19 protein-coding genes and 1 pseudogene are annotated in these 18,688 nt (G+C 73.1%); 10 read left to right on the plus strand and 10 right to left on the minus strand.

The genetic code is table 11. From position 1 onward, the window contains the following. Positions 1–56: 56 nt before the first annotated feature. Positions 57–416, minus strand: coding sequence for an NADH-quinone oxidoreductase subunit A (locus SXIM_RS10830; protein ID WP_030736578.1), 360 nt, complete (start codon positions 414–416; stop codon positions 57–59). A 324-nt stretch (positions 417–740) separates the two neighbouring features. Between SXIM_RS10830 and SXIM_RS10835 the strand changes: the two genes are divergently transcribed. The 5 genes from SXIM_RS10835 to SXIM_RS10850 all read left to right on the plus strand — a co-directional run bounded on the left by SXIM_RS10835 (position 741) and on the right by SXIM_RS10850 (position 6,298). Next, on the plus strand, positions 741–1,520 hold the full coding sequence (locus tag SXIM_RS10835; RefSeq protein WP_030736581.1) for a sulfite exporter TauE/SafE family protein: 780 nt from the start codon (positions 741–743) through the stop codon (positions 1,518–1,520). A gap of 241 nt (positions 1,521–1,761) precedes the next feature. Next, on the plus strand, positions 1,762–2,607 hold the full coding sequence (locus SXIM_RS10840; RefSeq protein ID WP_046725579.1) for a C40 family peptidase: 846 nt from the start codon (positions 1,762–1,764) through the stop codon (positions 2,605–2,607). Between the two features lie 112 nt (positions 2,608–2,719). Then, complete coding sequence (locus SXIM_RS28040) at positions 2,720–4,420, plus strand: AAA family ATPase (protein ID WP_168222721.1); 1,701 nt, start codon at positions 2,720–2,722, stop codon at positions 4,418–4,420. Beyond that, on the plus strand, positions 4,417–5,427 hold the full coding sequence (locus tag SXIM_RS28045; protein ID WP_168222722.1) for a helix-turn-helix domain-containing protein: 1,011 nt from the start codon (positions 4,417–4,419) through the stop codon (positions 5,425–5,427). The genes SXIM_RS28040 and SXIM_RS28045 overlap by 4 nt, the downstream gene beginning before the upstream one ends. Continuing rightward, positions 5,420–6,298, plus strand: a complete 879-nt coding sequence (locus SXIM_RS10850) for an alpha/beta fold hydrolase (protein ID WP_046725580.1) — start codon at positions 5,420–5,422, stop codon at positions 6,296–6,298. Before SXIM_RS28045 ends, SXIM_RS10850 begins: the two co-directional genes overlap by 8 nt. Before the next feature lie 28 nt (positions 6,299–6,326). Here SXIM_RS10850 and SXIM_RS10855 read toward each other — a convergent pair whose 3' ends face one another. Continuing rightward, positions 6,327–7,238 carry a PhzF family phenazine biosynthesis isomerase gene (locus SXIM_RS10855; RefSeq protein WP_046723769.1) on the minus strand — a complete coding sequence of 304 codons (912 nt, stop codon included), beginning with the start codon at positions 7,236–7,238 and terminating at the stop codon, positions 6,327–6,329. A 24-nt stretch (positions 7,239–7,262) separates the two neighbouring features. Here SXIM_RS10855 and SXIM_RS10860 point away from each other — a divergent pair. Beyond that, positions 7,263–7,520 (plus strand): annotated as a pseudogene (locus SXIM_RS10860) (LysR family transcriptional regulator); the annotation flags it as partial. 138 nt (positions 7,521–7,658) lie between these two features. On the opposite strand, the gene SXIM_RS10865 reads toward SXIM_RS10860, so the two are convergent. The 5 genes from SXIM_RS10865 to SXIM_RS10885 all read right to left on the minus strand — a co-directional run bounded on the left by SXIM_RS10865 (position 7,659) and on the right by SXIM_RS10885 (position 12,293). Next, entirely contained in the window at positions 7,659–8,456 is a 798-nt protein-coding gene (locus SXIM_RS10865) for an ABC transporter permease (protein ID WP_046723770.1), read from the minus strand. Next, positions 8,453–9,382, minus strand: a complete 930-nt coding sequence (locus SXIM_RS10870) for an ABC transporter ATP-binding protein (RefSeq protein WP_046725581.1) — start codon at positions 9,380–9,382, stop codon at positions 8,453–8,455. Before SXIM_RS10870 ends, SXIM_RS10865 begins: the two co-directional genes overlap by 4 nt. 43 nt (positions 9,383–9,425) lie before the next feature. Next, positions 9,426–9,983: a helix-turn-helix domain-containing protein gene (locus tag SXIM_RS10875; protein WP_046723772.1), complete on the minus strand. Its 558-nt coding sequence runs from the start codon at positions 9,981–9,983 to the stop codon at positions 9,426–9,428. Between the two features lie 225 nt (positions 9,984–10,208). Continuing rightward, positions 10,209–11,495 carry a geranylgeranyl reductase family protein gene (locus SXIM_RS10880; RefSeq protein ID WP_030736608.1) on the minus strand — a complete coding sequence of 429 codons (1,287 nt, stop codon included), beginning with the start codon at positions 11,493–11,495 and terminating at the stop codon, positions 10,209–10,211. 96 nt (positions 11,496–11,591) lie between these two features. After that, entirely contained in the window at positions 11,592–12,293 is a 702-nt protein-coding gene (locus SXIM_RS10885) for a demethylmenaquinone methyltransferase (protein ID WP_046723775.1), read from the minus strand. A 103-nt stretch (positions 12,294–12,396) separates the two neighbouring features. On the opposite strand from SXIM_RS10885, the gene SXIM_RS10890 reads away from it, so the two are divergent. Both SXIM_RS10890 and SXIM_RS10895 read left to right on the plus strand, forming a co-directional pair. Continuing rightward, the gene (locus SXIM_RS10890) at positions 12,397–13,269 is read left to right on the plus strand and encodes a DUF3152 domain-containing protein (RefSeq protein ID WP_030736615.1); all 873 of its coding nucleotides are present in this window, start codon (positions 12,397–12,399) and stop codon (positions 13,267–13,269) included. A 159-nt stretch (positions 13,270–13,428) separates the two neighbouring features. Then, complete coding sequence (locus SXIM_RS10895) at positions 13,429–13,815, plus strand: hypothetical protein (protein ID WP_030736619.1); 387 nt, start codon at positions 13,429–13,431, stop codon at positions 13,813–13,815. A 71-nt stretch (positions 13,816–13,886) separates the two neighbouring features. On the opposite strand, the gene mqnC is transcribed toward SXIM_RS10895, so the two are convergent. From mqnC to SXIM_RS10910, 3 genes are all read right to left on the minus strand, one after another. Continuing rightward, on the minus strand, positions 13,887–15,083 hold the full coding sequence (gene mqnC, locus SXIM_RS10900; protein ID WP_030736624.1) for a cyclic dehypoxanthinyl futalosine synthase: 1,197 nt from the start codon (positions 15,081–15,083) through the stop codon (positions 13,887–13,889). Between the two features lie 66 nt (positions 15,084–15,149). Continuing rightward, positions 15,150–16,763 (minus strand): serine/threonine-protein kinase, encoded by a 1,614-nt coding sequence (locus tag SXIM_RS10905; protein ID WP_046723777.1) that lies wholly within the window; start codon positions 16,761–16,763, stop codon positions 15,150–15,152. A 47-nt stretch (positions 16,764–16,810) separates the two neighbouring features. After that, on the minus strand, positions 16,811–17,653 hold the full coding sequence (locus tag SXIM_RS10910; RefSeq protein ID WP_030736630.1) for a menaquinone biosynthetic enzyme MqnA/MqnD family protein: 843 nt from the start codon (positions 17,651–17,653) through the stop codon (positions 16,811–16,813). Between the two features lie 232 nt (positions 17,654–17,885). On the opposite strand from SXIM_RS10910, the gene SXIM_RS10915 reads away from it, so the two are divergent. Both SXIM_RS10915 and SXIM_RS10920 read left to right on the plus strand, forming a co-directional pair. Next, complete coding sequence (locus SXIM_RS10915; RefSeq protein ID WP_030736632.1) at positions 17,886–18,089, plus strand: cold-shock protein; 204 nt, start codon at positions 17,886–17,888, stop codon at positions 18,087–18,089. A 107-nt stretch (positions 18,090–18,196) separates the two neighbouring features. Then, complete coding sequence (locus SXIM_RS10920; RefSeq protein ID WP_148236097.1) at positions 18,197–18,625, plus strand: RDD family protein; 429 nt, start codon at positions 18,197–18,199, stop codon at positions 18,623–18,625. The last annotated feature ends 63 nt before the right edge of the window (positions 18,626–18,688 follow it).

Consider the following 18,688-nt stretch of genomic DNA (forward strand, 5'->3'; position numbering starts at 1 on the left):
AACGCCCTTCCTGGGTTTGTCATGTATCAGGCCCGCGACGGCTTCCGCCGGCTAACTCAGTCCCATTCGAGTCCTCCCCGGCGCCAGTCATAGGCGTAGGCGACACCGATGAGGCCGACGAAGACGGCCATCTGCGCGAGCCCGAACATCCCCAGTGCGTCGAAGTGCACGGCCCAGGGATAGAGAAAGACGATCTCGATGTCGAAAATGATGAAGAGCATCGCCGTCAGGTAGTACTTCACCGGGAAACGGCCACCACCGGCCGGCTGCGGGGTCGGTTCCACACCGCACTCGTAGGCGGACAACTTGGCCCGGTTGTAGCGCTTGGGACCGACGATCGATGCGAGCACCAGGGACATCACGACGAAGCCGGCCCCGAGGGCCCCCAGTACGAGGATGGGAACGTACGCGTTCACCGCACCTCGCTCCTTCCAGTCAACGGCGACTGCTAGCGATGAAGATCAGATCTATGTGAGTCAGTTCACAAGGCTGGTGAGCATCCTAAGCCCGCACCCTGTGACCTTCGACACTGGGTCACCGACGAAGTTTGTGATCTCTCCCACCCGACGAAGGCGACGAAGCCAAGGTAAGCCACCCCACTGACACGGAACGCAACGTACCCGATACGCCCCGCCAAATCGGGAGGTGCCGGGACACCGAAACAAGCCGCGGCCTCTACCACTACGTGTGAGATACAGGCAAATTCGCAGGTGGAACAGGTATCTGGTATATGCCGAGCAGTGCCTGACATATCCCTGACCACCGTCGTCCTGCTCTGCCTCGCCGCCGCACTCGCCGGCTGGATCGACGCCGTGGTGGGCGGCGGTGGGCTCCTGTTGCTCCCCGCCCTGCTCATCGGCCTGCCGCAGCACGCCCCGACCTACGCGCTCGGCACCAACAAGGCGGTGGCCATCACCGGCACCTCCATCGCGGCCCTCACCTACACCCGCAAAGCACCGGTGGATCTGCGTCTCGCCGTCCGGCTCGGCGGCCTCGCGACACTGTCGGCGGCCGGCGGCGCACTGTTCGCATCCGCAGTGAACAAAGAGGTCCTGCAGCCGCTGATCATGGTCGTGCTGCTCGGAGTGGCGGCATTCGTCGTCTGGAAACCGCGGTTCGGTACGACCGTGGACGACCGCGCGGTGACCCGGCGGCGCCGGTGGCTGGCCCTGGCGGTGGCCGGGGTGGGCATCGCCTTCTACGACGGCCTGATCGGCCCGGGAACCGGCACCTTCCTGGTCATTTCCCTGGTGGCGATCCTCCACCTGGACATGCTCACCGCCTCGGCGACCGCCAAGGTCGTGAACGTCGGCACAAACCTGGGCGCCCTGCTGGGCTTCGCCGCCCAGGGCACCGTCCTGTGGAAACTGGCCGCCGTCATGGCCCTGTTCAACATGGCGGGCGGCTGGATCGGCGCCCACATGGCGCTGCGCCGGGGCAGCGGCTTCGTGCGGGCGATCCTGCTCGTGGTCGTGACGGCGCTGGTCGTCCGGCTGGGGTACGACCAGTGGTGGTCGTGACGTGCGCCACGGCGGGGGCCACCTGACGCACCGACAGATTGCCCAGGGGCCCACCGCGTGCTAGCCAATCGGGCATTCCGGACAACGCCCAGCACAAGGGCCCGCCCTCCCGCTGCGCATATGCCCGGATCACGAGGAGCAAAAAGGACCAAACCCCCCATTCAAAACCTCGCTTACAGTATCTGTGTCCCACGCCACAACAATTGAGAACAACCGGACATCACTGGTACGGATGATGTCCATGTCCCCAATCCGTTACCGAGGCCGGCACCGCAAGCCGTCCCGTGCCAGCACTCTGATACGCGGCGGAGTCCTCTCCGGCGTGGTCGGCACCGTCGCCGTCACCGGCGCCGCCGCGCCCGCCCACGCGGCCGAGGACCCCGTGGAGACCACCGCCGAACTCCGCGCGCTGAACGAGATCCTGTCCACCTCCACCAGCGAGGCGGCCCAGGCCACCGAGACCTACGCCGACCTGACCGGCCTGCGCCACGAGCACGCGGACGCCGAGCGGAAGGCGTTCACCACCGCCCAGCGCGCGGCGGCCGAACTGCGCGCCGAGGAAGAGGCGCAGGCCGAGGCCGAGGCCGAGGCGGCCCGCCTGGAGGCCGAGGCCCAGGAAGCCGCCGCGGCCCGCGAGGCGGAGGAGGCCGCCGCCTCCCGTTCCGCCGAACGCAGCACCCTGGCCGCGGCGTCCGCCCCGGCGGCCACCGAGTCGGCCACCGCACCGGCGAGCGGCAGCGCCGCGGCCGTCATCTCCTTCGTCCAGTCCCAGCTGGGCGACGCCTACGTCATGGGCGCGACAGGACCGGACGCCTGGGACTGCTCCAGCCTGGTCCAGGCGGCCTACGCCTCGGCCGGCATCTCCCTCCCGCGCACCTCCCAGCCGCAGTCCACCTCCGGCACCCAGGTCTCGCTGAGCAACCTCCAGCCCGGCGACATCCTGTACTGGGGCAGCGCGGGCAGCGCGTACCACGTGGCGATCTACATCGGTGGCGGCCAGTTCATCGGCGCCCAGAACTCCTCGACCGGTGTCGTCCAGCGCGACATGGCGTGGGACACCCCCACCGGCGCGGTCCGCGTTCTCTGATCCACCCGTCGTCGTCGAGGGCCCCGGCCGGTCGGCCGGGGCCCTCGCGCGCGATGTGAGAAGCGACTCCGTACCGGCCCGGCGGCGCGCGGTTCTCCTACAGTGTCTGTCCGTGCTCTATGGCAGATCGGCGGAGTCCGCGGCGCTCGACGAGGTGATCGCGCGGGCCCGCGAAGGACAGGGCGGGGCCGCGGTACTGCGGGGCGAGGCGGGAGCGGGCAAGACGGCGCTGCTCGACGCCGCGGCCGGGCGCGGTGACGCGGCCCGCGTGCTGCGCGCCACCGGCGTCGAGGCCGAGTCGGGCCTGGCGTTCGCGGCGCTGCACCAGTTGCTGTGGCCGGTGACCGGCGCGCTGGAGGAGCTGCCCGCGCCGCAGCGCGACGCCGTCCGCGCCGCCCTCGGGCTCGCCGCGGAGCCGGCGGGCGATCCCTATCCGCTGGGTGCCGGTGTGCTCTCACTGCTGGCGGAGGCCGCCGCCCCGCACGGACTGATCTGCATCGTCGACGACTTCCAGTGGATCGACCGGGCCTCGGCCCACGCTCTGCTGTTCGCCGCCAGACGGCTGGGCACGGAACGGATCGCGCTGCTGTTCGCCGTGCGCGGCGACGCCCCGGTGCCCGGGGTGCCGCTGACGGTGGAGGTACGGGGGCTGCCCGACGCCGCGGCGGCCGAACTGCTGCGGGCGCGGCACGCCGTTCCTTCCGGCGTGGCACGGGACCTCGTCGCCGCCACCGGCGGCAACCCGCTGGCGCTGCGCGAGATCGCCGCCCGGCTGACCCCCGCACAGCTCGCCGGGGCCGCCCCGCTGCCCGACCCGCTGCCCGGTGGCGCCCGGCTGTTCGGCGACCGGGTGGCGGCGCTGTCCGCCGGCGCCGGGCTGCTGGCACGGGTCGCCGCTGTGGAGGCCGACCTCGATCCGGCGCTGCGCGCCACCGCGCGGCTGCTGTCCGACGGCACCGGCCGCGCCGCGCGGTGCGCGCTGGCCGAACTGGAGGAGTCGGGTCTCGCCGGGCTCGACGGCACCCGGCTGCGCTTCCGTCATCCGCTCATCAGATCGGCGGTGTACGAGGCGGCCACCCCCGCCGGGCTCCGCCGCGTGCACGCCGTCCTGGCGGAGCTGACCGGGGGCGACCGCCGCGCCTGGCACCTGGCCGGTGCCGCGGTGGGCCGCGACGAGCGGGTCGCCGCCGAGCTGGTGGCCGCGGCACGGCGGGCGCGCGAGCGCGGCGGGTACGGCAGCGCAGCCACCGCCCTGGCCAGGGCCGCCGAACTGACCCCGGAGCCGGGGCCCCGGGCGGTGCGCCTGAAGGACGCCGCCGTCGCGGCCTGGCTCGGGGGCCGCCCCGGGCAGGCCGAGTCCCTGCTGGCCGAGGCCCGCGAGCTGCCGGGCACGGACACCGCTCTCGCCCTGGAGATCGCCCGGCTCCGGGGCCGGTTCGAGCTGAACTCCGGCGACGCCGCCGAGGCCGTCCGCATCCTGTCCACGGGCGACAGCCTGGAGATGCTGGCCGACGCCGCGGAGGCGGCTTCGTACGTCGGGGACACCGCGGCCCTCATCGGCCTCGGGCGCAGGGCGGCGGCGCATCCGCCGGGTTCCTGCGGGACACGGTGGCCGGGATCGGTCTGGCGCTGGACGGCGACCCGGCCGGGCCCGGCCTGTTGCGGCGGGCGCTGGAGCGGGCGCGGTCCGGCGGGGCCCGGGAGGCGGCGGACTATCTGTGGGCGTCGGCCGCGGCGAGCCAGCTGGGCGAGACGGATCTGGCGGCCGGGATGGCGGAGCGGGCCGGACGGGTGGCCAGGGTGTCGGGGATGACCGGGCAACTGCCCGTCGTGCTGGAGTTCGTGGCGACGGCCGAACGGCTGGCGGGCCGGCTGGCGAGCAGCCGGGCGGTCTCCGAGGAGGGCCTGGGTCTGGCGCGGGAGGCCGGCTACCCGAACACGGTGGCCGCGCATCTGGCGAACCTGGCGATGGTGGCGGCGCTGCGCGGCGCGGAGGAGGAGTGCGAACGGCTGGCGCGGGAGGCGCTGGCCATCGCCGTACCGCACCGGGTGGGCCTGCGGGTGGGGGTGGCCCGGTACGCGCGGGCGCTGCTGGATCTGGGCCTGGGGCGGCACGCGGCGGCGCACGAGCGGTTCACCGCCCTGACGGCGGCGGGTCCGGGCGCCGGGTCGCCCGCCGTGGTGTGGCGGGCGGCGCCGGACCACATCGAGGCCGCCATGGGTGCGGGCGAGGAAGCGGCGGCGCGGGCGGTGCTGGCGGCGTACGAACGGACCTCTGCGCACGCCACGACGCCCGAGACCCGGGCGGTGCTGGCCCGTTGCCGGGGGCTGGTCCGTTCCCGCGAGGAGGACTTCGCCGAGGCGCTGCGGCTGCACACCAATGCGTTCGAGGCGGCCAGGACGGCGCTGCTGCTGGGCGAGCGGCTGCGCCGCGCGCAGCGCCCCGGGGAGGCCAGGGCCCATCTGCGCGGGGCGTGCGAGACGTTCGAGCGGGCGGGCGCCGGGCCATGGGCTCGGCGCGCCCGGGGTGAGCTGCGGGCGGCGGGCGAGGACGGGCGGGCGCCGGTCCCCGCGGTGCTGGACGCGCTGACCCCGCAGGAGTCGCGCATCGCGGGTCTGGTGGCCGAGGGGCTGTCGAGCAAGCGGATCGCCGCCCGGCTGTTCCTGAGCCCGCGCACCGTCGAGTACCACCTGTACAAGATCTATCCGAAGCTCGGCATCGGCTCCCGTACGGAACTGGCGCGGCTGATGGTCCTGGCGACCGGTAGTTCTACGGAAGGCACCGGAGCCGGATCCGGACAGACTCTGCGGCATGAGTGATGTGCGGATGTGGAGCGAGGAGTTCGGCGCGGCGACGGACGCGCCGATCCTGTTGATCATGGGGTCGATGTCGCAGGGCGTGCTGTGGCCGGACACGTTCGTCGGCCGGCTCGTCGCCGGTGGCCGCCGGGTGATCCGGTACGACCACCGGGACACCGGGAAGTCGGACACCGTCGACTTCGCGGCGAACCCGTACACCTGGAAGGAGATCAAGAACGACGTCCACCGCGTGCTGGACACCCACGGTCTGGAGAGCGCGCATCTGGTGTGCCACTCGGCGGGCGGGCTGCTGGGACAGCTCATCGCGGTGGAGCGGCCGGAACGGGTGCGCTCGCTGACGCTCATCGCCTCCTCGCCGCTGGGCGGCGGCGAGGGGCGGGTGCTCCTGCGGGCGCTGACGGGAGAACCGCAGGAGGAGGGCAGCCTGCCCGCGCCGGCACCGGAGTTCACGGCCTTCTACCGCGCGCTGATGGCCGCCCCGCCGCCCCGGGACCGGCGCGCGCGGATCGACGGCATGATCTCCGAGCAGCGGGTGCTGCACGGCACCGGGCTGCCGTTCGACGAGGACGCGGCACGCCGGCTCCAGGAGCGGATCCACGACCGGGCCAACGACCTGTCGGCGGTGGTCAACCACCGGCTGGCCGCGGCGGCGGCGCCCGACGTCGAACCGGTGGGCGTGCTGCACCGGGTGACGGCGCCGACGCTGGTCATCGAGGGCAGCCACGAACCGGTGAAGCCGGGGCACGGGGCGGTCATCGCGGAGCGGATCCCGGGGGCGCGGCTGATGATGGTGGCGGGCATGGGCCACACCCTGCCGCCCGAGACGCACGGGGAACTGGCCGCCGCCGTCCTCGCGCACACGGCCGGGTGAGGCCGGGCCGCTGGGGCCGGACGGGCGCTCAGACGGTGGGGACCGCCGTGCCGGTGACGTGGGTACGGGGCTCCCCCGGGTCCAGGGTGATCGTCAGGTCGCTGGGGCGGCCCATGTCCTCGCCCTGCCGGATCGCGATGGGGGTGCCGGCGGCCGGTGCCAGGCCGAGGGCGCGCAGATAGCCGCCGAAGGCCGCCGCGGCGGCGCCGGTCGCCGGGTCCTCGACGACGCCGCCGACCGGGAACGGGTTGCGGGCATGGAACCGCACCGGCGACGCGCGCCACACCAGATCCACCGTCGTCCAGTTGTGCCGCCGCATCACCTCGGCCAGGGCGTCGAAGTCGTAGGAGAGGTCGGCCAGCCGTTCCCGGCCGGCCGCCGCCAGGATCAGGTGGTCGTTGCCCCCGAAGGCCACATGCGGCGGCAGCCGCGGGTCCAGGTCGGCGGCCTCCCACCCCAGGGCGCGCAGGGTGGCGCCCACCTCGGCCTCGCTCGCCGGGCGGGAACGGGTCGGCACGCTGGTGAGGGTGGCCCGGACCCGGCCCGCGCCGTCCGCCACCGTCCGCACCGGGATCTCGCCCGCGGCGGTGTCGAGGGTGAGCGGACCGGGGCCGATCCGCTCGGCGAGCGCCACGGCCAGCGCGATCGTCGCGTGCCCGCAGAACGCCACCTCGGCGAGCGGGCTGAAGTAGCGCACCGCGAAACGGCGCTCGGCCTCGTCCCGGGCGGTCACGAACACCGTCTCCGAGTAGCCGACCTCGGCGGCGGTCGCGAGCATCGCGGCGTCGTCGAGGCCGGCGGCGTCCAGGAGGACCCCGGCCGGGTTGCCGCCGGCCGGGTCATCGGTGAACGCGGTGTAGCGCAGGGTTCCTTCGGTCACGGCCCCACGCTGCCACCCGCTCCCCCATCGCGTCCAACGATGGATTCCGATGCTCTCCATCGGGTTCGCGCACAGCCGGGCCCGATGGACACCCGCCTCCTGCACACCTTCACCACCCTGGCCCGCACCGGCAGCTTCACCGCCACCGCCGCCGAACTGCATCTGGCCCAGTCCACGGTCACCGTGCACATCCGCACCCTGGAACGCGAGCCGGCCACCCCGCTCTTCGACCGGCTGCCCGCCGGCACCGTGCTCACCGACCCCGGCCGCCGGCTGCTGGAGCGGGCCGGGGACGTCCTGGACGCCGTCGCCCGGCTGCGCGCCGGCCGGAGCGTCGCCGGGCCGCCGGTCCCGGACGTCCCCGTCCAACTGGCCCGCCACTCCCGCCGCTGGACGAGCCCGGCCGCCGACGCCTTCGCCGGCCTGCTGCGCGCCGCCGCCCCGTGAACCACCGCGCCACCGGACGGCGTGCGGCGGCGGTCAGGCGATGTCGCGGCGCAGCGGGCGCAGCAGGGCGGCCGTGCTCGCGAGCGCGGTGTAGCCGAGCAGGATCAGCGCCCCGGCCACCGGCGACAGCAGCACGACGGGATCGCTGGAGAGCTGGTCGGCCAGCGCGTCGGCCACGGCCGTGAAGTCGGTCAGCGACGCGGTCGCCCCGCCGGGCAGCCACGGGTAGAGGTGGCGGACGCCAGGGATCATCATCAGGAGCAGTTCACCCCCGTACAGATAGCCGACCACCACGGCCAGGGCCGCGATCTGGTGGCGGATCAGGGCGCCCATGCCGACGCCGAGGACCGTGTAGGCGACCATCGCGACGCCGAGCCGGGCCAGCAGTTCCAGGATGGTTCCCGTGGGCAGGCCCAGTGTGACCCCGCGGGCGGCGGCGGCGCCGAACAGCGCCACCGCCGAGGTGCCGGCCAGCACCAGCCCGTAGACCATGCCCGCCAGCCCGTACGTGAGGAGCTTGGCGGCCAGCACCCGCCAGCGGTCCGGCGCGTACAGGAAGGTGACGTTGACGGTGCGGTGCCGGTACTCCGAGGTGACGGCCACCGTGCCGATCGCGGCGGGGACGAAGGCGGTGAAACCGAGGAAGCCGAGGACGGAGCGCACGCCCTCCTCGGTGTGCAGCCCGGGCATCGGCGGGTCGAAGTTCTCCGGCCCGACGAAGGCGAGCAGGCCCATCGTCCCGCCGCCCAGGAGCGCCGCGGCGAGCAGGATCCCCAGCCACATCCGGGTGGCGAGCAACCGGCGCAGCTCCGCGTGGATCAAGGGCTTCATGGCGTGCTCCGTCCGTCGGCGGGGGTGCCGGGGCCGGTGGCGCCGGGGGGCCCGGTGAGTTCGAGGAAGAGCTGTTCGAGGCCGAGGTGTTCGGTGGTCAGGCCGTGGATACGCAGCCCTTCGAGGGCGGCCAGGTCACCCACGCCCGCCGCGTCCAGCCCGCGCACGCGCAGCTCCTGGGGGCCGAGCGCCTCCACCCGGTGGCCCGCGCCGGCCAGCGTTTTGGTCAGTCCGGTGGCGTCGGGTGTCCGGACCAGCACGGCGTGCGCCGCGCCGGCGAGTTCGGCCAGCGGGCCGGCCGTCACCAGCCGGCCCCGCCCGATGACCACCACGTCGTCGGCGAACTGCTCCATCTCGCCGAGCGCGTGGCTGGAGACCAGGACGGTGCGGCCCTCCTCGGCCAGCCCGCGCAGGAACGCGCGCAGCCAGGCCATGCCCTGCGGGTCCAGGCCGTTGCCCGGTTCGTCGAGCAGCAGCACGCGTGGGTCGCCGAGCAGGGCGGTGGCCAGGTTGAGCCGCTGGCGCATGCCGGTGGAGAAGGTCGCGGTCCGGCGCCCGGCGGCCTCGGTCAGGGCCAGCAGGGCGAGCAGTTCCGCCACGCGGGCGTCGGGATGGCCCCCCATCGCGGCGTAGATCCGCAGGTGGTCGCGGGCCGTGTGCTGCGGGTGGAAGGAGCCGGCGTCGAAGGCGGCGCCCACCACCGTGGTCGGGCGGGGGATGTCGCGGTAGCGGCGTCCGCCGATCGTCACGCTGCCGGAGGTCGGGGTGATGTGACCGACCATCATGCGCATCGTGGTCGTCTTGCCGGCGCCGTTCGGGCCCAGGAAGGCCGTGACGGCGCCCTCCCGCACGGTGAAGCTGAGGTCGTCGACGGCGGTGAGGGCCCCGTACCGCTTGGTCGCCCCGCGCACCTCTATGCCGGTCATGAGCGCGCCGCCGTCCACAGCGCCCCGCCGGTCCGGGTCCTGGTCATTCCTCGTCGCCCTTCGTCGTGGTCAGCGGGAGGAGCACGGTCGCCAGCAGCCGGGGCACCCGGTCCCCGCCGGGCTCGTTCGCGAGCAGGGGCCGCACCAGTTCGCCGAATCCCTGGGCGAACCGCGCGAACTCCTCGTCGCTCAGGTGCAGCACCGTCTGCTGGTACCCGGCGCCGTCGGCGGCCAGGTCGATGTGGTCCCTGGTGAGGTAGCGGGCGTACTCGGCGAGCAGGGTGGAGACGAACGCGGTGAAGTACCGCGCGTGGTCCTGCGGGGAGGCGGCGGCGAGTGCCTCGGGGGACGGGGTGACCCCGCCCTCCGGCAGCGCGTACACGCGTTCCGCCGTCCCCTTGACCCTGCGTTCGTCCACCACCACCAGCAGGCCGGCCTTGGCGAGGGTGGCGATCTGCCGGTACAGCGTGGCCTGCGGCACGTCGGGGAGCTGGGCGGCGAGGCCGGAGGCCGTGTGCCGGCCGCCCGCCACCGCGCCGAGGATCCGGATGCGGACGGGGTGGAAGGCCAGTTCGGCCCAGCGTTCTGAGGAAGCACTCACGGGCGCGACGTTATCATTATCAAGAATGATAACGATAGGGCCGGGGCCGGCCCGTGTCACAACATCCTGAGCGGCGCCGCCTCGTACGCCCGCCGCGGCGGCGCCGTGAAGCCCGGCGCCGCCGCGGCTGCAGGCCCTGGCCAGGCCCCGGCGCTCGCCGCCCGCCCACCACGGACGGCAGGGCCTGACATCAGTGCCGAGGCCAAGCGGGAACCCGCACCGGGGCTACGCCTTCGGCGCGACCTTCGCCAGCCCGTTGATGACCCGGTCCATGGCGTCCCCGCCGGTCGGGTCGGTGAGGTTCGCCAGCAGCTTGAGCGTGAAGCGCATCAGCACCGGGTGCGACAGCCCCCGGTCGGTCGCCAGCTTCATGATCTTCGGGTTGCCGATCAGCTTCACGAACGCCCGGCCGAGCGTGTAGTAGCCGCCGTACGTCTCCTGGAGCGTCTTCGGGTACGCCCGCAGCGTCAGCTCCCGCTGTGCCGGGGACTGCCGCGCCAGCGCCTGGACGATCACCTCGGCCGCGATCTCGCCGGACTCCATGGCGTACGCGATGCCCTCGCCGTTGAACGGGTTCACCAGACCGCCGGAGTCACCCACCAGGAGCAGCCCGCGCGAGTAGTGCGGCTTCCGGTTGAACGCCATCGGCAGCGCGGCGCCCCGGATCGGGCCGCTCATGTTCTCCGGCGTGTAGCCCCACTCCTCGGGCATGGAGGCGCACCACGCCTTGAGCACCTCGCGCCAGTCCAGCTCCCGGAACGCGCTGGAGCTGTTGAGGATGCCCAGGCCCACGTTGGAGGTGCCGTCGCCCATCCCGAAGATCCAGCCGTAGCCGGGGAGCAGCCGCGGCTCGTCGCCGCGCCGGTCCCACAGCTCCAGCCAGGACTCCAGGTAGTCGTCGTCGTGGCGCGGGCTGGTGAAATACGTGCGCACCGCCACGCCCATCGGGCGCTTGTCGTTGCGGTGCAGGCCCATGGCCAGCGACAGCCGCGAGGAGTTGCCGTCGGCGGCCACCACGACGGGGGCGCGGAAGGTGACCTGGCGCTTGTCCTCGCCGAGCTTGGCGGTGACGCCGACGATCCGGCCGGCCGCCCGGTCGTCCTGGATCGGGCCGGTCACGTTGCAGCGCTCGAACAGCTGGGCGCCGGCCTTCTCGGCCTGCCGCGCGAGCAGTTCGTCGAAGTCCTCGCGGCGCCGCACGAGTCCGTAGTCGGGGTAGGCGGCCAGCTCGGGCCAGTCCAGCTGGAGCCGGTGCCCGCCGCCGATGATCCGCAGGCCCTTGTTGCGCAGCCAGCCGGCTTCCTCGGAGACATCGATGCCCATGCCCACGAGCTGCTTGGTGGCGCGCGGGGTCAGTCCGTCGCCGCAGACCTTCTCCCGGGGGAAGGAGGTCTTCTCCAGCAGCAGGACGTCGAGCCCGGCCTGGGCGAGGTGGTACGCGGTCGTCGAGCCGGCCGGTCCGGCTCCGACGACGATCACATCAGCTGAGTGTTCGGAAGCGCTTGCATCGATGTCAGCCACGGTCGGCTCTCCCCATCGGTCCGGGTTCGGCGGCTACGAGTCTATGAGCGGATCTGAGGTCGGGCAGGTCGGAACGGTCGGACGGAGTCAGGCGGCGGCGGGCTTCGCCCCGCGGTGCAGGGCGACGATCCCGCCGGTGAGGTCGCGCCAGGCCACCCGCTGCCAGCCGGCCTTCTGCAGCAGCGCCGCGAGGGCGGGCTGATCGGGCCAGGCGCGGATGGACTCGGCGAGATAGACGTACGCGTCGGGGCTGGAGGAGACCTTTTCGGCTACCGGCGGCAACCCCCGCATCAGGTACTCCGTGTAAAGGGTGCGGAACGGCTGCCAGGTGGGGTGGCTGAATTCGCACACCACCACCCGGCCGCCCGGCCGGGTGACGCGCAGCAGTTCACGCAGCGCCGCGTCCGTGTCCTGGACGTTGCGCAGCCCGAAGGAAATGGTCACCTTGTCGAACACATCGTTCTGGAACGGCAGCCTGGTGGCGTCCCCCGCGGTGAACGGCAGCCAGGGCTCGCGGCCCTTGCCCTCGTTCAGCATCCCGATGCTGAAGTCGCACGGCACGGTGTACGCGCCGGCCGCGGCGAAGGGCAGGGAGGAGGTGCCGGTGCCGGCGGCGAGGTCCAGGACCCGCTCGCCGGGGCGGGCGTCGACGGCGCGGGCGACGGCCTTGCGCCAGCGGCGGTTCTGGCCCAGGGCCAGCACATCATTGGTCAGGTCGTACTTCGCGGCCACCGCGTCGAACATCGCGGCGACTTCACTGGGCTGCTTGTCCAACGTGGCACGGGTCACCGTCCCATTGTCGCGGGTCGCGATCCGTGGTGGCGGGCAGGGTCCCCCGGGTGTCGGACACCCAGGCCACCGGAGTGATCAACGTGTTGTAGCGTCATCGCCGATGCCTTCCGTAGACCGAACCATCCGCCGTGCCGGCCGTGCCGTCCTGAGGCGCCGCAGGCTCCAGCGGCGCAGACGGACGGTCGCTCTCTTCGCCGCCGCGGGCCTCGTCCTGCTGGTCGTCCTGGGCATGGGAGCCCGGCTGTTCCTGGACGGCGACGCCGGTACCGGGCAGGACCCGGCCGCCGCGCCGCCCCCGGTGGAGGAGCCGGAGCCCGCCCCGGACCAGGACGAGGAGCCGGAGTCCGGCGCGGACGCCGAGGAGGAGCCGGAGCAGGACGATGCGCCGGATGTACAGCCGATCGACATCCCGTCCACCGGGCCCGGCACCTTCCGCACCGCCCCGGCCACCGGCCACCGGGTCGGCGAGGGCACGGTGCGCCGCTACATGGTGCAGATCGAGGACGGCATCGACCTGGACCCGGTGGAGACCGCACAGGAGATCGAGACGATCCTGGCCGATCCGCGCGGCTGGACCACCGACGGCATCAGCGCCTTCCAGCTCGCCGAGGAGGGCACGGTCGACTTCACGGTGAAGGTCGCCACCCCCGGCACGGTGGACGACATCTGCGGCGAGTACGGGCTGGACACCGGCGGCGAGGTCAACTGCCAGGTGGGTCAGACGGTGGTGGTGAACCTGCTGCGCTGGATGGAGGGTTCGCCCCAGTTCCCCGGGCCGGTCACCGAGTACCGGGCGCTGATCATCAACCACGAGGTCGGCCACCGGCTCGGCCACGGTCACGAGGGCTGCCCGGAGGAGGGCGCCCTGGCCCCCGCGATGATGCAGCAGATCAAGGGCCTTGACGGCTGCGAGGCCAACGCCTGGCCGTACGACGAGGACGGCACGTACATCAGCGGCCCCCGGGTCCCCTGACAGGCCCTCCCTGTGGGGGAGCCACCCGGTTGACCGGTTGACGGCGCCTTACGCCGTTCGGTGGATTTGGGGCGGATCGAGGCGAAGTGCGGGACCCTGCCCCACTAGCGTGGCGTGCCGGTTCCGTATCGCTTCTTCCTACCCGAGCAGGTGGAATTCATGGGTTCCCACTCCCGCCCCTCCCGTCCCGTGCTGCGGATGGCCGCCGCCACCGCGGCCGCCACGGGGGCCGTTGTCGCCGCCGCCGGCGGCGCCTCCGCCTCTCCCACCACCGACAACATCGGCGCGGCGCTGGCCGGCACCCAGACCGCGCTGACCTACGGCCTCGCCGGCCCGCTCGACCTCCAGCTGAACCCGCTGGCGGGCACCGTGGCCGACCCGCTGACCAACGGGGTGGACACCCAGGTCGCCGACTTCCAGCCGGTGGGGACCACCACCTTGACCCAGCCGCTCTCCGACGGCGCGTCGACCAACGATCTGCTCGGCGGGCTCACCGCCCCCGTCACCTCGCTGCTCGGCGGACTCCCGCTGCTCGGCGGCAGCTGACCGGCCCGCGCGAAGCGGCAGGGCCGGTGGCCGCCCCGGGCCGTGGGCCCGGCGCGGCCACCGGCCACCGGCTAGCGGGCGTCGAGCAGCTTCAGCTCGGGGTGGGCCGTCCCGCCCTCGATCGCGGTCGAGGACAGGTGGGAGACCACCCGGTCGTCCACCGGGTCGTTCGCCGGGTCCTCGTGCACTACCAGGTGCTCGTACGTCGTCGCCCGCTGCGCCGGGACGCGGCCCGCCGAGCGGATCAGCGAGATGAGTTCGAGCCGGTTGGAACGGTGCTTGGCCCCGGCCGAGGAGACCACGTTCTCCTCCAGCATGACCGACCCCAGGTCGTCCGCGCCGTAGTGCAGCGTCAGCTGACCCACGTCCTTGCCCGTCGTCAGCCACGAGCCCTGGATGTGCGCCACGTTGTCCAGGAACAGCCGGGCGATCGCGATGAGCCGCAGGTACTCGAAGATCGTGGCCTGGGTGCGGCCCTTCAGGTGATTGTTCTCGGGCTGGTAGGTGTACGGGATGAACGCCCGGAAGCCGCCCGTGCGGTCCTGCACGTCGCGGATCATCCGCAGATGCTCGATCCGCTCGGCGTTGGTCTCGCCGGTGCCCATCAGCATGGTGGACGTCGACTCGACCCCCAGGCCGTGCGCCGTCTCCATGATCTCCAGCCAGCGCTCCCCCGACTCCTTCAGCGGGGCGATGGCCTTGCGCGGGCGCTCCGGCAGCAGTTCGGCTCCGGCGCCGGCGAACGAGTCCAGGCCGGCCGCGTGGATGCGCCGGATCGCCTCCTCGGCCGACACCCCGGAGATCCGCGCCATGTGCTCGATCTCGGAGGCGCCCAGCGAGTGGATCACCAGGTGCGGGAAGGCCGCCTTGATGGCCGAGAAGTGCTGCTCGTAGTACTCGACGCCGTAGTCCGGGTGGTGCCCGCCCTGGAACATGATCTGGGTCCCGCCCAGTTCCACCGTCTCCGCGCAGCGCCGCAGGATGTCGTCCAGGTCCCGCGTCCACACGTCCTCGCTCTTGGGAGCGGCGTAGAAGGCGCAGAACTTGCAGGCGGTGACGCAGGCGTTGGTGTAGTTGATGTTCCGCTCGATGATGTACGTGGCGATGTGCTCGGTGCCCGCGTACCGCTTACGGCGTGCCGCGTCCGCCGCGCGCCCCAGCGCGTGCAGCGGAGCGCTGCGGTAGAGCTCCAGCGCCTCCTCCGGAGAGATCCGGCCACCGTCGGCGGCTCGGTCGAGCGCGGACTTGAGCTGAGCACTCAGGGCCATGGAGGGCGTCCCTTCGGCGGGCGGAGACAGGGGTGGGCAATTCCGGGAGCCAGCGTACGCCAGGGGCTAACCCGGACGATTGAGCACTCCCTGTGCCCCGCTGTCCGGGTGCACGCTGGTATAGCGCAGCACCTGCCCCTCGCCGTCCAGCCGCAGGACCATCCGGAACTCCTCGGTCACACAGGTGCCCCGGGTGGACTGCTCGGTGTCCAGCAGCGCGTCGAAGACCGCCTCGTTCCCGCTGACGGAGGTCAGGGTCATCCGGTCCACGCAGGTGGAGATGCCCAGGACGTCCTTGGTGGAGGCGTAGCCGGTCTCCTCGCCGACCGCGCCGCCCTCCAAGGTCAGCGTCATCCGGCCGCCGGGGATGCCGATGTCCAGGGTCAGATCGCCCTGCCACTCCCCCAGGAACTCTTCGGGAAGTTCTTGTGCCACCGGTTCGCGCGGGCTCTCCTCGACCACCGGGTCCCCGGCGTCCGCGGCGCCGTCCGTGTCCGGGCGGGTGAAGGCGTACACGCCGGCCCCGGCGAGCCCCAGCACCAGCGCGGCGGCGAGCGCGGCCCGCAGGCCGCGCCGCGGCCGGGGCGCTACGGTCGGCGCTGCGGGCGGCGCCGGCGGGAGGGCGGGGGCGGGCACCGGCAGCGGGATCGCCGGGCCGAAACCGGGCGGCACGGCGGCCGGGGAGGACGCGGCGGCGGGAGCGGAGACGGGAGCCGGTACGGGTCCGGCCGCGCCCCCGTCCGGCGGCGGCGCCACATCCAGGTCCAGGTCGAGCAGTTCGACGGCCCGCCGGCCGATGCCCTCGACCACCTCGGGCGGCAGCCACCCGGCCCGCACGAGGGGCGCCGCCCCGCCGTCCCCGGCCAGCGCCCGCGCCACCTCCCCGGGCGAGGGCCGCGCGGCCGGCTCCTTGGCCAGCATCGCCGCCACCAGAGGGCGCAGTTCCTGCGGGATCCCGGCGAGCGAGGGCGCCTGGTGCACCACCTGGTACAGCAGCTGGGTCAGCGACTCCCCGGGGAACGGCGGCCGCCCGGCCGCCGCGTACGCCAGTACCGCGCCCAGCGAGAACACATCCGTGGCCGGGCCCACCGCGCCGGAATCCCCGGCCTCCGCGCCCAGCACCTGCTCGGGCGACATGTACGCGGGCGAGCCCAGCGAGACGCCGGTGGCGGTCAGTTCGCCCGCCGCGTCCACCGCCCGCGCGATCCCGAAGTCGATCAGCCGGGGCCCGTCCACCGCGAGCAGCACGTTGGAGGGCTTGACGTCCCGGTGCACCAGGCCGTGCCCGTGCACCGCGACCAGCGCCTCGGCCAGGCCCGCGCCCAGCGCCCGTACGGTGCGCACCGGCAGCGGCCCCACCTCGCCCACCGCGCGCCGCAGATCGGGCCCGGCCACATAGCCGGTGGCCACCCAGGGCAGCTCCGCTTCCGGGTCGGCGTCCAGCACCGGCGCCGTGAACGCGCCGCTGCCGCCCACCAGCCGGGCCGCGGCCACCTCACGGGCGAAGCGCGCCCGGAACCGCTCGTCGACGGCGAACTGCGGGTGCACCACCTTCACCGCGACCGTACGGCCCCCGGCGCTGCGGCCCAGGTACACCCGGCCCATGCCGCCACGGTCCAGGCGGCGCAGCAGCCGGTACGCGCCCACCACGGGCGCGTCGTCGCTCGCCAGCGGCTCCACCGTCGGTCCTCCCCGTCCCTGTCCTGTCCCCGTACGTGCGGCGCCCGTCAGCCGGGCGGCAGCAGCCGTACCCGGTCCGCGCCCGCGAAGCCGATCCGGCGGGCGAACTCCCGGGCCCCGCCCAGCTGCCGCTCGCCGAAGCGGAAGTCCAGCGTGGTGAAGTACCGCTCCAGCACGGTGGCGTCGAACGCCTCCCAGCGCGCGGCCTGCTCGGCGACCTTGGACACCTCGGCCAGCGACAGGTCACGCGAGGCGAGGAACGCCCGGTGCACCTCGCGCACCGTCGCCTCCTCGCGTTCCAGGTAGTCGGGGCGCACCGCCCAGACCGCGAACACGAAGGGCAGGCCCGTCCAGTCGTGCCACATCTGGCCCAGGTCGTGCACCTGGAGCCCCAGCCGGGGCGCGTCGTGCAGGGCGGCGCGCAGCGCGGCGTCCCCGATGAGGACGGCGGCGTCCGCCTCCTGCATCATCAGCCCCAGGTCGGGCGGGCAGGTGTAGTAGTCGGGGGTGACGCCGAACCGTTCGGCGAGCAGCAGCCGGGCCAGGCGCACGGAGGTGCGGGAGGTGGACCCGAGGGCGACGCGCGCCCCGTCCAGTTCCTCAAGCGGCTTCTGGGAGACGATCACGCAGGACATCACCGGGCCGTCGCAGCCCACGGCGATGTCGGGCAGGGCCACCAGTTCGTCGGCGTGCCGCAGGTACTCGACGAGGGTGACCGGTCCGATGTCGAGGTCCCCGGCGACCAGGCGCTCGCTCAGCTTCTCGGGGGTGTCCTTGGTGAGTTCCAGATCCAGCAGCGTGCCGGTCCTGGCCAGGCCCCAGTACAGGGGGAGGCAGTTCAGAAACTGAATGTGCCCGACACGGGGACGGGTCCGGGGGTGTGTACTCACCCCTGTGAGGGTACGCCTGGTGTCATGCGAGCCGGCCGCGAGTTGCGATTCCCCCCGACGGGGGACTTCCATCCTTCCGGTCGTGCACACAGCGTGCTACGCTCGCAGCAAGTTGCAGTTTGGTTTCCCTTGCAGTACGAGCCTGCGGAGCATGTAACCGCAGGCTTTCGTCGTTTTCAGACTTCTTGCAGGTTCTGGAGCAGGGCGACCCTTATAGGCCCAGGGAGGGCTTATGGCTACCGGAACCGTCAAGTGGTTCAACGCCGAGAAGGGCTTCGGCTTCATCGCCCAGGACGGCGGCGGCCCCGATGTCTTCGTGCACTACTCCGCCATCAACGCTGCCGGCTTCCGCTCGCTTGAGGAAAGCCAGCAGGTGACCTTCGACGTCACCCAGGGTCCGAAGGGCCCGCAGGCCGAGAACGTCACCCCGGCCTGATCCGCCGCCCCAGGGCGTCGAATTGAAGTACCCAAGGAGCCCCCGCCATCGGCGGGGGCTCCTGCCTTTCCGGGAACCCGCGTCCCGGCACCGGCGTCCTGTCATGCGTGCGACAGAAAAAGCGTTCCGCCCACCCCGCACTGCCCCCGGAAGCGGGTACCGGCCGGCTGATGACGGCCGTGTTCACCGATGTCCTTTTCGCACTTATGGGGGGCCTCGTCCTGGCCCGGGGAATGTTCCCGGATACCGATGGCCCGGGTGAATTCCTGGCGGTGCTGGCGGCCGTGGCGCTCGGCCTCTCCTTCGCCAACCATGTGATTGTGGTCCGCCTCTTTCGAGCGAGCCTCGGAAAGCTGCTGTGGGGTCTGCGGATGGTCCGCGTGACCGACATCGGACGCCCGCGTGCGTTCCAGTCGGTACGCCGTTGGCTCGCCGGTTACTTTCTCTTCATCCTCGCGATGCTGCTGGAGGACGGCGACGTCCTCGGCGAGGCCTGCGGGGTCCGCACGGTGCGCCGCCGGGACCTACGCTCTTAGCTGAATCGGCCCGTCCCGCACCACGCGGCCGGTCCCGCGGCGACCCGCGCGGCCCCCGGGCGG

Source organism: Streptomyces xiamenensis, from assembly GCF_000993785.3.
Lineage (GTDB): Bacteria > Actinomycetota > Actinomycetes > Streptomycetales > Streptomycetaceae > Streptomyces > Streptomyces xiamenensis.